The sequence below is a fragment of the Pseudoruminococcus sp. genome (assembly GCF_047012705.1).
Taxonomy (GTDB): domain Bacteria; phylum Bacillota; class Clostridia; order Oscillospirales; family Acutalibacteraceae; genus Pseudoruminococcus.
The window spans coordinates 126068-140989 of record NZ_JBKXNW010000005.1 but is presented as its reverse complement, the minus strand read 5'-3'; the positions used below and the strand labels follow the sequence as shown (position 1 = coordinate 140989).

Here is a 14922-nt window from a genome sequence, read left to right as displayed (position 1 = left end):
CGTGTTTATCTTTTAAAGAATGATATAATTATTTAAGTATAACCGGAGAGATGTATGGATGTAGGCTTGGGGTCTGAACGAAAATACGGCCTTGATCGTGAGGATTCCCCTTCGAAAAGGTCAGATAAAATAGATGATGTCCTAGATAAACTTGACGACCATCTAAAAGATGGAATATCTCGTGGCCAACTCGAAAAATGTCAGCGTGTATTAGATAAGCTAGCTGACCAGTATAAAGACTCCTGCTCGAAGTCTCAACTTTCGCGCATGTATAAAATACAGGCTAAAATATATAAGATTTCCGGTGAAGATAAGCTTGCTAGAAGAACGAAAAAGGCTGCTGTTGGCGTAAAAAGAAATAAAAAAGCGATTGCCCTTCTCTGTGCCGTTCTCATATTATTGTGCGGCTTATCTGTATTTGGATATCTATACTACGATGGCGAGATACGCGAAGCGAATGAGGCGAAGTTGCTTAGAGTTTGTAACGAACGTGCAGATGAAGACGCTAAGAACTATGCTAATTCTTTGACTGAGGCTGAGGGGCTAGAATTTCGCGAAGAGGGATATATGGATCTTTGGTCATATAGTTATGACGTAGCATTTCAAAATGGCGTCATTAAATGCAACGAAGAACATGTAACTAAAGCTAAGGATAATAACATAGCCGAAGCAAATAATAAAATAAGTTCAGCTAAAACTAGGTACGACGAAGCCGTGTCTAAGCTGGAGGAAAAACGTAAAGAACAATCCGATAGGGCTTGGGACTTAACTCTAAACTCTTTGTATAGGATAAGAAATTGTAATATATCTAGTTTCGGAGATACTGCCCACGCAACTTGCTACTAGTTTAGATAGGATTATTAAGGTAAGGTTACTATTTCCTCGGATACTCCCATGCCTTGCGGATATAGATTCCGTTGTCTTTGAGCAGCTGCCTTACTGTTGCGCAGTCTAATCCAACAATTGTCCCGACTTCTTTTGGCGTTTTCATTTCAGCGTATAGTTCTATGACCTTCTTGACGAGTTCAGGCTTCGTGGATGCTTTATGTGATACCTCTACGCCATTACGTTTTAATACTGCACTAATAGTACTTCTGTGACACTCGAAGTCTTTGGCCAATTTATATACCGAGTCCCCGGACTGATATCTTTTGCATATGGCTTGGACTGATATGGTCTTCAAAATTTAGACCAAAATTTGATTTATCGTCCAATTTAACAGGGGTGTTAGTACGGATTTCGCAAATGCGGAAAAATCCAAAAACTGATGTGAGATTTTCTAAAACGAGGAGTTTTGAACCCCTCGTTTTTTGTATTCTTCCCTGTTAAACTGGACTTTTTGCTAAAACAACCTTTTGCTCAAATTCATCAGGGGATAGACCATTAAGGTCCTCATGAATACGCTGGTTGTTATAAAAATCAATGTAGTCGGCAAGTTTCTCGTATAGTTCAGCTTCGCTACGGAAGAAATAAACGTTGAGTAGCTCGCTTTTAAGCCTCGAGTAAAATGATTCTATCAGAGGATTATCTGTTGGCGTGCCGGGCCGGGAGATAGAATGTCGAATATGCCTTTTGAGGTATTCTCGGCGCATGCTCCAGGAATCATATTGTGCGCCTCCGTCCGTGTGAATGATCAAGCCCTTCTCTGGTTTTCGCACGGAATAGGCCCTAACGAGAGCCATTTTGACAAGATGTGTACTAGCGGACCTTCCAATAGTATATGAAACGATCTTTCGGGAATAAACGTCTAGATATGCGCAGATATAGTAATCACGGCTATTCATGCGGAAGAGAGTAATATCTGAGACCCAGATTTGGTTTGGCTCCGTGGCTGTATATCCTTTGAGAAAGAGATTCTCTTTACGAGTGCGCCACATGAGGATGCGCTGGAGCTTCTTCGGGCTGTTATTGTAGCTGAGGATGCCGGTCTCATGCATGAGATCTAGAACATATGCTTTGCTAACCTTGATACCCTGCTTCTTAAATGCAAGCCTGATTCGTTCAGCACCATAGGTCTTATGGCTCTCTTCGTAGATATTGCAAATTTGTTCAGATAGATATGCTTTGCGCTCGTCATACTTGGTAAGCCTATCTTTTGCTTTGAGATGGTTATAGTAAGTGCCACGATTAACTTGCATGGCGTCGCAAATCTCATGAATATTGTATTGGCCATATATTTCATCCATGAAGCCGTATTTTGTCTCTTGGGTTAAGTCTAAGCCAGCAATGAACGATTGTAGGATATCCCGTTCATGTTCAAGCTTTGCGGCATGTTTTACGAGATTTTTATATTCGGTTGATGGCGCTAGGTATTTGCTGTTCCTTCTCTTTTCTGGGAATTGGTATATCCAGGTATATAGCGTGCTTTTGGGGATAGAGTAGTATTCGCAGAGGGATTTAGGCGACTCCCCCTGATAATACATTTTGACGATTTTCTTTTTCTTGTCTTTAGATACGTGCTTGCTCATGCTTATATTTTAATGAACATGAAATGCGGCAGTAAACTGGGGGTAATGTAGTTAATGGCTATTTATCTGCGTAGTTCGTGCTAGGTTTAACTCTTAATCAAGAGTGTTAAGTGAAGCAAGTCGGTGTCGTCGGATGATTGTATGGTTCCAAAAAATCCCCTACTGAAAAAGGTAGGGGATTGTACGCATGTACTTTATTTAGGCGCGACGCTTATTGAAGCCGAGCGCACCAATTATGGCCAATAGGCCGAGCATTAATGTGGCAAGTATGCCAGTAGTAGTAAGGATATCGTCTGCGGTGGCAGGATTTTGTTCTTCTGTAACGGTTGGGAGAGTTTCTGGCTCCTCTGGTGCATCAATCTCCCAGCGGTTATTGTCCTGTTGGTTGAATCCTATGCCGTCTACGATAAATTCTTCGTCTGGTTCAAGACTGTATGAACCGCCACTAATTTCAATTGTGCTGTTATCTCCATTTTCAAATAGTGGGCTATTTTCGTCTGCGGAAGTAAAATTACCGCCCTCGATAGTAACCACGCCTTTGTCTATTTCATCATCGTAGTATTGGTTGTTGATTACTGGGTATCCCGAATTATTGTTTGTGAAGTCGCCGCCGGATATTGTCATTTCGTTTACGTTTTGCAATACGCAGGCTGCTGCCCCACTAAAAGTGCCGCCACTGATATTATTAATACTGCCGTCATCGCCTTTATAGATACAGTTTTTAATATCGCCAGTAAACGTACCGCCATTAATAGTCATAGTTGGATTGGCAATGCCCTTACCTTCAACGTAGCCGATGCGCTCGTCGGTGCTAGTGTAATTATAGTAACCATTTACCACCATACTATTACCTTCAGAAGTGGAGGTTACGGTTGCATCCTCAATTATCATTTCCCCGTGATTGAGGATTGCATAGTAGCTTCCGGTGTGAGTGATTTTACCGCCATTGATAGTTACTACGCCATTATTAAAGATGTTTGCTTTTCCGGCTATATTAGTAATTTCACCATCACCGCTAATTGTCAATGTTGCGCCGTTTTCGACGTAGATTGTGTCCTCCGACTCCGTAGTGCTAATGGTATGACCGTTAAGATTTAGTGTAATATTTGCTCCACTTTTTATGATGATGCCATCGGTGATATCGGCCGATAAATCAATAGTTTCGCTTCCACTGTAGTTGGTCGCGTAGACAGAACCAACCATAGAACCACTAGTAGCAATACCGAGCACTACCGCCAAGGTCCCATATAAAAATGAACATTTTTTGCTCATCCTATAACTCCCTTATTACTTATGTTTTTATTTTAACATAAGTTTTTCGGAAGTGTCTTGTGTTTTTTTTGGCAGCGATTTGTACTATTTTGTCCCCTTCGGATACTCCCAGCTCTTCCGGATATAGATTCCGTTCTCTTTAAGGACTTTGCGGACAGTATCGCCACCAACCCCTACGATGGCTCCAACCTCTTTTGGAGTCTTCATCTCGGCGTATAGCTCTATGATGCGCTTGACCAATTCTGGTTTTGTGGCGGCTTGGTGGGATACCTCAACGCCATTACGTTTCAGGGTGTCACTGATAGTCCTGCGGTGACAGCCGAATTCCTTGGCTAGTTCGTAGCTCGAGACGCCATTCTTATATCTTTCGCAAATTGTTTGAATTTCTAGTTCTGATAGATTTTTCTGTTGCTGAGTGATGGCTTTTACTGTAGAATTTGGGTCGTAGGATAAATCTGTGATTGATGGATCTATGGTCGGTTTTACAGGGGTGGGCTTATATCCCTTGACATATTCTCGAATTATTGAATAATTGTTTGAATAGGTTTCCGATAGGTCCACCAGATTGTGCAAATCCGAACACAATATTTTTGTGTTCGGATTTTTGGAATAATAACTCAAATATGTTATTGATGAAAAACTATGGATGAAATTATTTTTTCATTCATAGTTTTTTTATATTGTATAAAGTATGAATAAATCCGTAAAAAATAGATAATACAAAAAGTAATTTTCGATTGTAGAATTAAGATAACTACTATAGGAGAAATTTTTATACTGAGAAATTATAGGTTCATAAGTAATAATGAAAAAGAAATAAAAGAATGTCAGCAATAAAATTAACATGTATGGTTATAACAGAATGTATATATGACTTGAAAGACAAGGAATATATCGTAATCTAAAGATTGCATTGAGAGTTATGCAAAAATATATTTTTGCATTAGTTCTTCGTAGAAAAAGATTTTAAATATGCATCAGAATATTTACATAAATATCCTAATCTATTTTGAGCAGAAAGTTTAATGCTGATATACCTAATCGAAAGCGGATTACTGGTAATTCATTTTTTATTGTAATTTTTATATTTGCAAAATAAAAAATCCGAGATTTTTGCTATAAAATAAGACAGCCGTTATGATAACAGCTGTCTTTTAGTTAAATATTAAGTTTTTAAGCTTAAGCTTCCTGAGGAGCTCCTACAGGACATACACTTGCACAAGAACCACAGCCAGCACAAGCATCAGCATCTATTACATATTTGCCGTCACCCTCAGAGATAGCCTCGCAAGGACATTCAGCTGCACATGCACCACAAGCGATGCAATCGTCAGAAATTACATATGCCATAGAAAATAACCTCCTTAATAATGATACCTATATTTTATCATAAAATTTTTAAAAATCAAGTATTTTTCAGAAAATTACATAAAATCTCATAGATTAGATATAACTAACTTGGTATATATTACAACATCTGTGCAAACATTCAGGCTTTTTCAGTTGGCTTGTTTTTCTTGAATTTTTGTGCTAACTTTATTACGCCTGTAAAAATTCCTTGTCTTGCAATGTCTATTGCCGAGCAGATTATAAATATCTCGAAAATAGTTGCTACTACAAATATTATTCCTAAGAAATTATTATAGAGATTCGGGTCGCCAAGTTCATTATGCGACCAAATGAAACCTCTCATAAGAGGATGTTCATGTATGGCATATATTCCAATAGTTGTTCCGGCGATGTAGTTGACAACTTTTGATTTGAATTGAAAGCCTCTGAAAAATAGGAATATTGAAACTGATTCAAGTATTACCAATGGGTTTGAAAATTGTCCGAAAACAGCACTATTATAAAGCCCTACTTTATTGAGCATAACATTGCCGAGGAAATAATAGAGCGAAAAATCTATTATGCAAAGTCCTACAAAATAGCCAAGGTATTTAAAGTGTAGCTTTTCATCGTCTGCGACAAAGCGTTTGAGATAAGCACCTATAATAAACATAAATAGGAAAGAAATCATAGATTTTCCATATTCAATAGGTAGAACTTTGGTAGTAGAGAATATTTCCTTCAAACCACCCATAGTTGAAATTGTTGGGTAGATTGATAGAAATACGAAAAGAAGTCCGAGAAGAATCTTAAATTGCTTTTTATCAATTTCAACAAGGACTTTATTTATGAAAGGTGAGAGGAGCAAAATTATAACATAGTTTGTTAAAAAATACCATTGCTTTGAAAGTAGAGGGAAAAACATTTTGATAATAGAATAAACTGCAAAGCGTCCGGAAAGGTCATGCATAGTGTCTATTTTAAGCTTATCGGCAGATGTAAGGTTATCTGCTGTTTCATTTGGAATAGAAAAACCATTATAGTTATAAACTATGAATGCAAAGATTGTAAGTAAAATAGAATAAAAAAGCATAGTTGCATATACTTTTGGTATGCGTCGATAGCTTTTTTTGAAATCAAGTACATCTTTACTCATAAAATAGCCTGTAATAATCATAAAGACATTAACAGGTGTTCTGAAAAAAGACCATATAAGGTCGCTTGTTGCTTCAAAACCACCATTCTGAGCATTAGAAAGCTGATTAAGTCCACCATATGTATAGGCATGAAGTACGATAATCATAAGCATACAAATAATTCTTAAAAGCTCTATGCCCGATTTTCTCTGTGCTTTTTGCATGAAATTCCTCCAATTACTTTTTAAATTAAGATTATGAAATTATTTTTTGCTTTTTTGTTCGACTTGTTTTTCATATTCCATCAAAAGTTCACTTGCTTCTCGTGCAATTCTTGAGATTGGCATACCAACAACATTATAATAATCACCGTTTATTCCTTTTACAAATAATGCACCGTGACTTTGTATTCCATAGCCACCGGCTTTATCATAGGGTTCAGTTGTATTGACATAACTTTCTATTTCATTTTCGGTCAACTCGAAAAACTCAACTTCAGTTGAAACGCTAAAGCAACGCTCTAAACCTCTGTAATTTATACAGCAGCCGGTTATGACTTTATGGGTATTGCCTGAAAGCAATCTGAGCATACGCCTTGCGTGTTCGGTATTTATAGGCTTATTAAGAATTTTGCCATCAATTATAACCGAAGTGTCACAGCCTATTACCATAGCGTCGCGATGACCTTTGGATATATATTTTGCCTTTTGAGTTGCAATATACTGCGGTTTAAGCTCAAGCTCAATATCTGATGGTGCAATTTCATTTATATCGGGCGGAATACAGATAAAATCATCTGTAAGAATACTCATAATCTCACGCCTTCTCGGAGAAGACGACGCCAAAATAACATTCATAAAATTTCCTCCTAAAAATTTTTACCCCTAAAAAATATAATTATACTATCTCTTTATAAATATCAGCCTTTTTAATGCCTGAAAGTTCAGATGCTTTTTTAGCTGCTTCTGATGGTTTAGAACCGCTCTCCATAAGTTCTTTTGCAAAGCTTACTGCATCCTCAAGAGTCATTTCTTTTTCCTCTATGATAGGAGCTCCCTCTATTACAAGAACGATTTCACCTTTTAATGAACCATCGCCGTACTTTTCATAGGCTTCCGGCAAGGTTGTACGAATGACTTCCTCGTGAACCTTAGTAAGCTCACGAACGATAGAAACTCTACGATTACCGAATGCCTGAGCCATATCTTTTAAGGTTGCACTAAGCTTATGCGGAGCTTCATAGAATACCATAGTTCTATGCTCATCACGCAATGAGAGCAAATGTTCATGACGGCTTTTTTTATTCATGCTGAGAAAGCCCTCAAAGGTAAATCTTCCGGTTGGAAGTCCTGAGATTGCAAGAGCAGATGCCATTGCCGTAGGTCCCGGAACAACGCTTACTTCAATTCCTCTTTCTGCACACTGCATAACAAGCTGTTCGCCTGGGTCTGAAACCGCAGGCATACCTGCGTCTGTTACTATGGCACAATTTTCTCCGTTTTCAATTCTTTCACAAACAATCTCGCCACGCTCACGCATATTGTGCTCGTGATAGCTTATCATAGGAGTTTTAATTTCAAATTTATTTAGTAGTTTGAGTGTAACTCTTGTATCTTCTGCCGCAATGAAATCTACATTTCTGAGAGTTTCTATTGCACGAGGAGAGAAGTCTGAAAGATTTCCTATTGGTGTGCCGACTACATATAATTTTCCGTTCATAATTCACCTTATATTTTTAAATTATTTTTGATGACCATGTGCGAATGAGCCATAGATTTCGAGCATTTCCTGACTGCATTTTCCAAAATCGTCTTCGAGCAGAAGTGTAGGTTCAACTTTTAATCCGCCTTTATTTCCGCCTCGTCTGCCCTCAATCAAAAGTAACTTAGGAGTTTTTTTCGTATTAAGCTGAACGAAACGCAGGCGTTTAGGCTCAATATTATATTTACGCATAGCCTCTGTTATATCCGGAAGGCGTTCAGGTCGCTGACATATGCAAAATCTTCCGCCAAACTGCAAAAGCTTTGATGCACAGGCGGTTATATCGTCAATAGTACATTCGCTTTCGTGCCTTGCAGCTTTAAGGGAACTATCAGGATTTACTATTCCCGTACCCTCGGCTTTATATGGAGGATTGCACACAACAAGGTTATATATGCCAAAGGTTGTAATTCCATTTAGATTTCGCAAATCAGCATTTACTATATTGATTTTATCTTTAAGCTTATTATGCTCAACACTGCGACAAGCCATATCATAGGCTTCTTGCTGAATTTCTACGCCGAGAATATTTTTAGGCGTGGTTGCAGATTCTCTGCACCAAATCAGTGGTATAGTTCCACAGCCACAGCCGAGGTCACAAGCAAGGTCTGATTTTTTAGGCTTTGCAAAGCTTGCGAGCAGAACGGTATCTGTCCAGAAAATATGCCTTTTTGAAACAATAACTTCAATACCGCTTCCGAGAGGTTCAAATTTTTCGCCTTCTGAAAGCATTTAATCACCACTTTTCGTGCAAGATTCAATATTCAACATAATAAGCCAAATATTTACATATATTTTGATTTTATCACATTTATATCAATATGTAAATTGTCATATTGTTTAAAGTTCAACTTGAGGGCTGATAATTTGACATTGGTTTAGCTTTTGCTTATAATTGTTAGAGAAATAAAGTGATTAGTGGGCGAACTATGTTCGCCCACTTAGAGAGAAAGAAATGTTAAGGGCGTTGCCCTTAAAACCCATGAGGGACTCTGTCCCTCAACCCTGCGAGCAGCTTTCACCAGCAAAGCTGGTGTAGAAAAGGCTCGAGCGAAACTTTTAAGTGTCTTGGGAAAGTTTGGTTAGCAAATCGTAGTGTTCGCCCGTTCGGTAATTTCAACAATCGCGACAACATAATACGATTGAAAATGTCGAGCGATTCAGCGTCTTGTCCCGTGCGGTCACGCACCGCGTCTTGAGAGTGGTGGCACGCCGCCTTGAGAAAGTTTTTTAGAAAATAATTTTTGTGGAGAGAAGGATTATAATGCTAAAAGGAAAAACCGTACTTCTCGGTGTGAGCGGCGGAATTGCCGCCTATAAAATGCCGAATCTTGCCCGTATGCTTATAAAAGCCGGGGCAGAGGTTCATGTTATTATGACTAAAAATGCCTGTGAGTTTATAACTCCATTTACTTTTGAAACACTCACAAAGCATAAGTGCATAGTTGATACCTTTGATAAAAACTTTGAATATAGCGTTGAGCATGTTTCTCTTGCAAAAAAAGCCGATTTGCTTATAATAGCTCCTGCAACAGCAAATGTAATTGCAAAGCTTGCTTGTGGAATCGCAGATGATATGCTTACTACAACGGCTCTTGCTTGCAACTGTCCGAAGATTATAGCGCCTGCTATGAATACCAATATGTATAATAATCCGATTACACTTGATAACATACAAAAGTTAAAGCACTACGGTTATGAAGAAATTCCGCCTGAATCAGGTATACTTGCAAACGGTGATATTGGTAACGGCAGACTTCCGAACGAATCGCTTTTATTTGATTATGTTCTTAAAGCAATAGCACTTCCACATGATATGGACGGGATGAGGGTTCTTGTTACAGCAGGAGCAACCTGTGAGAGCATAGACCCTGTGAGATATATTACAAATCATTCGACTGGAAAAATGGGAGCGGCTCTTGCAAAAAGAGCTATGCTGAGGGGTGCAAAGGTTACGCTTATTGCAGGAAAAACCGAATGTGAGCTTCCGAATTTTGTTAATATAATTAAAGTTACAAGTGCAGAGGATATGTATAATGCAGTTAGAGCTTGTGCTTATAAACAGGATATTATAATAAAGGCGGCAGCTGTTGCAGATTATACGCCAAAGATTGTTGCTGAACAGAAAATAAAGAAAAATGACGGAGATATGTCTATAGAACTTGAACGCACTAAGGATATTCTTAAAAGCTTGGGTGAGTCTAAGCGTGAAGGTCAGCTTATATGCGGTTTTTCTATGGAAACCGAAAATCTTCTTGAAAATTCACGCAAAAAGCTTAAAAAGAAAAATGCTGATATGATAGTTGCAAATTCAATAAGTGATAAGGGTGCGGGCTTTGGTGTAGATACTAATATAGTAACTATTATCACTGAAAGTGATGAGCTTTCTCTTGGATTGCTTTCAAAAGACGCTGTTGCAGATGAGATACTGACAAAACTTATAGATATGAAAGGTTGAATTTTTGAAATATAATATGTTTATGCAACGAAAAAAGCAAAGAGGACAATACAGGAAATTAAAGTCGATGTTTAAGGAAATAGACAAATTTACTCCATTTGAAAGAATTGTTGGAGAATTTGAGGAATTTAAAGTTCCAAGTGATATGTTTATTGAGCATAGGTGTACAAGTGGAAAGATAAAAACGGAATTTTGCAGAAAATGGCTTGAAACCACAGAACGCTTTATTGCAGATAAACCTTCAGACATTAAGTTCTGTAAGGTTACTTCTGTATTATCATTTCCTAATCTATGGAGTTCTAAGATTATTATTTTCTATGATGAGAAATACTGGAGTGAATTTTGGAATCGAACGGAACTATATCAATATTGGACTCCAATTTCTGATGATATTTCATTTGTCAGAAAACGAAATATAAAAACTTCACTTCAGGAATATGGCTACTATGAGAAATTTATAGATGAGGATTTTATATTTAAAGATGAATTATGGTTTTATGGAGAGTTACCTTGTATATGATTTCAGAAAATAGTATGTATTGAAATAATTATATAAAAATGATGAAATGGCAGTTTACTTTTATTTCATATTGTAATATAATAATGCTATTATCAAACATTAAAGAAAGGATTGTTACTTTATGAAAAAACTTATAGGAATTATCATCGGTCTTGTATTAATCTGTGTGATTACTTATTTCGGCTTCTCTTTTTATATCTCACAGATGACTAAAGAGCTTGTTGAATCTTCTTGGAAGCATGAGGACGTTTTGCCGGAAAAATATGAGGGCGTTCTTAATCTTTACACATATGAGCAGTTGGATTGGATGCACAAAGCAAATTCTTTACGCCATAAAGCTGTAAAAGAGGAATTGAGCTATCCTTCTACTGAATGGCGTTTTAATTCTGCGACAACTACATATTATTATACAATTACAAATTCAGATACCGGCGTTGCTGTTACCGGTTGCGATAATGTAAGATGCACTATCGAATGGGAATATAAAGATGGTAAATGGATAGTAAAAAGCTTTAAAGAAGGATAATTATGTCATTTAATAATATTATAAATTTTCATGCACACATATACCCCGAGAATATTGCCGACAGAGCAACTCAAAGCGTCTCTGATGGTTACGGTATAAAAATGGATTATAATGGAACCCTTGAGCAGCTTATTCAAGATGGTAAGAAATCGGGTGTTACTCAGTTTGCGGTTCAGTCTGTCGCAGTTACTCCAAAAACAGTACAAAGTATAAATAATTTTATTGCTAAGAAATGTTCAGAAAATCCAGATATACTTTTTGGTTTGGGTACACTTCACCCCGATATGGAAAATCCCGAAGAAGAAATAGAACGCTGTATATCTCTTGGCTTAAAGGGAATAAAACTTCACCCGGATTCACAGCGTTTTCTTATGGATAGCGATAAGGCTATGAGAATTTATGAAATGCTTGAGGGCAGATTGCCTATACTTATGCACTGCGGAGATTATCGTTTTCAATATTCACGCCCAGAAAGGCTTGCAAATGTTCTTGACGCTTTTCCAAAGTTGACGGTTGTTGCTGCACATTTCGGCGGTTGGTCACTTTGGAATTTAGCCTTGGAATACCTTGAGGATAAGAATTGCTATCTTGATACTTCAAGCTCTATGATGTATTTAGGTCAGCGTAGAAGTAAAGAACTGATTAAGGCATATGGTGCTGAAAGAATGTTATTTGGCACAGATTATCCTATGTGGAATTCTGCTGATGATATAAAAATGCTCGAAAAAATGGAGCTTTCTCAAGATGAATATGAATTGATATTCAGAAAAAATGCTCTTAAAGTTCTGAAGATAGAGGAGGAGAACAAGTGAAAGAGGATATTTGCAGCATACCGATAAATGATGTGTTCGCTCCTAAGGACGGTTGTCCGTTTTGCAGAATGAGAGATATGCTCGAACTTAGAATGGCAGAATATGTTACAGGTGCAGCTATGATGGAGCCTGATGTTCGTGTCACTACTAATGAACAGGGATTCTGCAATAGGCATTTCAAAATGATGCTTAAAGTAGGCAGCAGACTTTCTAATGCACTTATTCTCGAAAGTCATTTGCTTAAAATTTCAGAAGAACTTATGCCAAAAACTGTTAAAGGCAAGCCTGATAAAAAGGTTCTTGCTAATCTTGATAAGCTCACACACGAGTGTTTTGTATGTAATCGTGTAAATATGAATATGGATAATATGTATAGAATTGTTTATGCGATGTGGGAACAAAATCCGGAATTTAAGCAGTTATATTCTGAACAAAAATTTATATGTCTTGAGCATTATACAGCACTTATGAGTGGAGCAACAAAAGCAATGGGCAGAGGCGTTGTACCATTTTATGAGGAAACGGCAAGGCTTGCAGGGGGGTATCTTGAGGAACTTCAAGGTGATGTATCGCATTTTTGCAAGATGTACGATTATAGAAACGCAGATGGCGATTGGGGTAACTCTCGTGACAGTATAGAACGCTCGATTGAGTTTTTGACTGCTGAGAGATGGACGCCAACCCACGATGAAGAAGCGTGAACTAATTAGCAATTAGCTAATGCACTTTCTTAAAGAAAATTAAAAGTTTTGCTCAAGCTTTTTCAAAAGCTTGCAGGGTCGAGGGACAGAGTCCCTCGTGGGTTTTAAGGGCGAAGCCCTTAACATTCTTTGCTCTTTGAGCGGCGGATTTTATCCGCCGCTTTTTCTTTTGTCAGCAACAAACTAATGGGTTAAATATAAAAGCGAACTGTATTTGCCCACTCGGTAGCCTGTTAGCAATATCAGTCATAAGAGCGGACTTTGTCCGCCCTTACAGAGGCAAGAGATGTTAAGGGCGTTGCCCTTAAAACCCACCAAAGGCTCTGCCTTTGGAATCCGCAAGCCTTTAAAAAGGCTTGACCTAAACTTTAATTGTCTTTGGGGAATTTGTTAGCTAATCAACCGTTGTTTGAAAATATTGATGACAAGTTCTATTTTTGTTTTCGAGGTCATATATTTTCTTAAAAGGACAAGCAATCGAAAGGAATGAAAATTATGAGTGAACGCTTTGATGAGGCTTCTCGTGCCTTGAATGATAGGCTCTATAAAGCGGTTTACAAACTGCCAAACGAGCTTAAAGCTAAGATTCAGGAGATTCGTGTTCGAGCGGAAAAACCACTTGCGTTATCAGTTGGAAATGATACCTTCTTTGTAGATAATGATTTTAATTTATCTGAACACTATGAAAATTCTATTGTGGCAAGTATGGAGGATATTGTCACTACATTTCAGAATATTTGTTGCTACTCTGTTTATAGCCATCAAAATGAAATCAAAAACGGCTTTGTAACAATGGGAAGCGGTCATCGTGTAGGAATTTGTGGAACAGCAGTTTCTATTCATGGAGAGATAAGCTCTATTCGGGATATTTCCTCATTAAATATAAGAATCGCACGAGAAATTCCTAATGCGTCTGAGGAGCTTATGCGAAGGGTTGGAAAGATTGACGGGGGCTTATTGATAGTAGGTATGCCGTGTTCAGGAAAGACAACTATTTTGCGTGACCTCGCAAGACGAATTTCGCTCGGGATTGATTGTCGGATTATGCGTACGAGCGTTGTTGATGAAAGAAGTGAGCTTTCGGGTACATATGCAGGAATTTCAAAAAATGATTTGGGACTTGCTGATATTCTTAATGGCTATTCAAAAGCCGACGGAATTATGCAAGCTTTAAGAACACTTTCACCAGAAGCAATTATATGCGATGAGATTGGAACATCAAATGATATGCAAGCGATTGAACAGGGCGTAAATGCTGGTGTAAGTATAATTGCTACTATACACGCAGGAAGTTATCACGAATTACTTTCAAGAAATCAAGGTAAAGCTCTTATCGGAACAGGCGCTTTTAAAACGATTGTTATACTTGATTCAAGAGAAAATGTTGGTAAGATTAAGGAACTTATCAGATTGCGAGGTGCAAAATGATTTTAAAACTGATAGGACTTTTTCTTATATCTGTTACGGGAGGTCTTGTTGGCATAAATGCATCATTAAGGCTTAAATCACGAACAGAATTTCTTGAAAAATACATAACCCTTCTGAATGAAACTAAAACAAGAATAAGACTTTCAGCCTGTGATATTCGGGAACTTTTTAAGAATGATTCAGGCTATGAACCGCTTGATTTTATGACAGCAGAATTTACTCGTAATATTAAGAATAAATCTAATGTGAAAATCTCTTGGGAGCGGGCAGTTAATTCTGCGTTTAGAAAGTATAGACTTTATAAAGCAGACAAGGAACTTATATCCGATTTTGGAACAGATTTTGGGCAGAGAGATATTGATGGTGAGATTAGCCGCATAGATTTGAATATTGCTTTGGTTGAGGACAGGCTTGAAAAGGCCCGTACGGAACTTGCACAAAAAGGAAAGCTATATAGAACGCTTGGAATTTTCGGTGGAATAACTGTTTCGCTTATCATTCTTTAAAAATA

Annotated in this window: 17 protein-coding genes; 8 read left to right on the top strand and 9 right to left on the bottom strand. The window is 37.7% G+C overall.

The window, feature by feature from the left end; genetic code table 11:
* The first annotated feature begins 54 nt into the window (after window positions 1-54).
* The gene (locus ACLU24_RS06505) at window positions 55-846 is read left to right on the top strand and encodes a hypothetical protein (RefSeq protein ID WP_412611191.1); all 792 of its coding nucleotides are present in this window, start codon (window positions 55-57) and stop codon (window positions 844-846) included.
* A 28-nt stretch (window positions 847-874) separates the two neighbouring features.
* Here ACLU24_RS06505 and ACLU24_RS06500 read toward each other — a convergent pair whose 3' ends face one another.
* The 9 genes from ACLU24_RS06500 to ACLU24_RS06460 form a co-directional block, all read right to left on the bottom strand.
* Complete coding sequence (locus tag ACLU24_RS06500; protein ID WP_412611189.1) at window positions 875-1183, bottom strand: hypothetical protein; 309 nt, start codon at window positions 1181-1183, stop codon at window positions 875-877.
* A 142-nt stretch (window positions 1184-1325) separates the two neighbouring features.
* Window positions 1326-2468: an IS3 family transposase gene (locus ACLU24_RS06495; protein WP_412611187.1), complete on the bottom strand. Its 1143-nt coding sequence runs from the start codon at window positions 2466-2468 to the stop codon at window positions 1326-1328.
* A gap of 198 nt (window positions 2469-2666) precedes the next feature.
* Window positions 2667-3740, bottom strand: a complete 1074-nt coding sequence (locus ACLU24_RS06490; RefSeq protein WP_412611185.1) for a hypothetical protein — start codon at window positions 3738-3740, stop codon at window positions 2667-2669.
* Window positions 3741-3824: 84 nt separating this feature from the next.
* Window positions 3825-4301 carry a helix-turn-helix domain-containing protein gene (locus ACLU24_RS06485; protein ID WP_412611184.1) on the bottom strand — a complete coding sequence of 159 codons (477 nt, stop codon included), beginning with the start codon at window positions 4299-4301 and terminating at the stop codon, window positions 3825-3827.
* Between the two features lie 618 nt (window positions 4302-4919).
* Complete coding sequence (locus tag ACLU24_RS06480; protein WP_022263918.1) at window positions 4920-5090, bottom strand: DUF362 domain-containing protein; 171 nt, start codon at window positions 5088-5090, stop codon at window positions 4920-4922.
* A 139-nt stretch (window positions 5091-5229) separates the two neighbouring features.
* Window positions 5230-6429 (bottom strand): acyltransferase, encoded by a 1200-nt coding sequence (locus ACLU24_RS06475; RefSeq protein WP_412611181.1) that lies wholly within the window; start codon window positions 6427-6429, stop codon window positions 5230-5232.
* A 39-nt stretch (window positions 6430-6468) separates the two neighbouring features.
* Entirely contained in the window at window positions 6469-7062 is a 594-nt protein-coding gene (locus ACLU24_RS06470; protein ID WP_412611180.1) for a Maf family protein, read from the bottom strand.
* 40 nt (window positions 7063-7102) lie between these two features.
* Entirely contained in the window at window positions 7103-7924 is an 822-nt protein-coding gene (rsmI, locus tag ACLU24_RS06465) for a 16S rRNA (cytidine(1402)-2'-O)-methyltransferase (protein WP_412611179.1), read from the bottom strand.
* Between the two features lie 21 nt (window positions 7925-7945).
* A complete protein-coding gene (locus ACLU24_RS06460) occupies window positions 7946-8698 on the bottom strand; it encodes a tRNA1(Val) (adenine(37)-N6)-methyltransferase (protein ID WP_412611176.1) in 753 nt (250 codons plus the stop codon).
* A gap of 532 nt (window positions 8699-9230) precedes the next feature.
* Here ACLU24_RS06460 and coaBC point away from each other — a divergent pair.
* The 7 genes from coaBC to ACLU24_RS06425 all read left to right on the top strand — a co-directional run bounded on the left by coaBC (window position 9231) and on the right by ACLU24_RS06425 (window position 14917).
* The gene (gene coaBC, locus ACLU24_RS06455) at window positions 9231-10424 is read left to right on the top strand and encodes a bifunctional phosphopantothenoylcysteine decarboxylase/phosphopantothenate--cysteine ligase CoaBC (protein WP_412611174.1); all 1194 of its coding nucleotides are present in this window, start codon (window positions 9231-9233) and stop codon (window positions 10422-10424) included.
* 67 nt (window positions 10425-10491) lie between these two features.
* Window positions 10492-10944 carry a DUF3916 domain-containing protein gene (locus ACLU24_RS06450; protein ID WP_412611172.1) on the top strand — a complete coding sequence of 151 codons (453 nt, stop codon included), beginning with the start codon at window positions 10492-10494 and terminating at the stop codon, window positions 10942-10944.
* Window positions 10945-11065: 121 nt separating this feature from the next.
* Window positions 11066-11470: a hypothetical protein gene (locus ACLU24_RS06445; RefSeq protein ID WP_412611170.1), complete on the top strand. Its 405-nt coding sequence runs from the start codon at window positions 11066-11068 to the stop codon at window positions 11468-11470.
* 2 nt (window positions 11471-11472) lie between these two features.
* The gene (locus tag ACLU24_RS06440; protein WP_412611169.1) at window positions 11473-12282 is read left to right on the top strand and encodes an amidohydrolase family protein; all 810 of its coding nucleotides are present in this window, start codon (window positions 11473-11475) and stop codon (window positions 12280-12282) included.
* Entirely contained in the window at window positions 12279-12983 is a 705-nt protein-coding gene (locus ACLU24_RS06435; protein WP_412611168.1) for a DUF6062 family protein, read from the top strand. Before ACLU24_RS06440 ends, ACLU24_RS06435 begins: the two co-directional genes overlap by 4 nt.
* Before the next feature lie 495 nt (window positions 12984-13478).
* Entirely contained in the window at window positions 13479-14411 is a 933-nt protein-coding gene (locus tag ACLU24_RS06430; protein ID WP_412611166.1) for a stage III sporulation protein AA, read from the top strand.
* Window positions 14408-14917 (top strand): stage III sporulation protein AB, encoded by a 510-nt coding sequence (locus ACLU24_RS06425; RefSeq protein WP_412611164.1) that lies wholly within the window; start codon window positions 14408-14410, stop codon window positions 14915-14917. Before ACLU24_RS06430 ends, ACLU24_RS06425 begins: the two co-directional genes overlap by 4 nt.
* The last annotated feature ends 5 nt before the right edge of the window (window positions 14918-14922 follow it).

Bases quoted from the DNA above. Each gene is read 5' to 3' on its own strand.
- ACLU24_RS06505 (WP_412611191.1), top strand. From the start codon at position 55: ATGGATGTAGGCTTGGGGTCTGAACGAAAATACGGCCTTGATCGTGAG.
- ACLU24_RS06495 (WP_412611187.1), bottom strand. From the start codon at position 2,468: ATGAGCAAGCACGTATCTAAAGACAAGAAAAAGAAAATCGTCAAAATG.
- ACLU24_RS06490 (WP_412611185.1), bottom strand. From the start codon at position 3,740: ATGAGCAAAAAATGTTCATTTTTATATGGGACCTTGGCGGTAGTGCTC.
- ACLU24_RS06480 (WP_022263918.1), bottom strand. From the start codon at position 5,090: ATGGCATATGTAATTTCTGACGATTGCATCGCTTGTGGTGCATGTGCA.
- ACLU24_RS06475 (WP_412611181.1), bottom strand. From the start codon at position 6,429: ATGCAAAAAGCACAGAGAAAATCGGGCATAGAGCTTTTAAGAATTATT.
- ACLU24_RS06470 (WP_412611180.1), bottom strand. From the start codon at position 7,062: ATGAATGTTATTTTGGCGTCGTCTTCTCCGAGAAGGCGTGAGATTATG.
- rsmI (WP_412611179.1), bottom strand. From the start codon at position 7,924: ATGAACGGAAAATTATATGTAGTCGGCACACCAATAGGAAATCTTTCA.
- ACLU24_RS06460 (WP_412611176.1), bottom strand. From the start codon at position 8,698: ATGCTTTCAGAAGGCGAAAAATTTGAACCTCTCGGAAGCGGTATTGAA.
- coaBC (WP_412611174.1), top strand. From the start codon at position 9,231: ATGCTAAAAGGAAAAACCGTACTTCTCGGTGTGAGCGGCGGAATTGCC.
- ACLU24_RS06450 (WP_412611172.1), top strand. From the start codon at position 10,492: ATGTTTAAGGAAATAGACAAATTTACTCCATTTGAAAGAATTGTTGGA.
- ACLU24_RS06445 (WP_412611170.1), top strand. From the start codon at position 11,066: ATGAAAAAACTTATAGGAATTATCATCGGTCTTGTATTAATCTGTGTG.
- ACLU24_RS06440 (WP_412611169.1), top strand. From the start codon at position 11,473: ATGTCATTTAATAATATTATAAATTTTCATGCACACATATACCCCGAG.
- ACLU24_RS06430 (WP_412611166.1), top strand. From the start codon at position 13,479: ATGAGTGAACGCTTTGATGAGGCTTCTCGTGCCTTGAATGATAGGCTC.
- ACLU24_RS06425 (WP_412611164.1), top strand. From the start codon at position 14,408: ATGATTTTAAAACTGATAGGACTTTTTCTTATATCTGTTACGGGAGGT.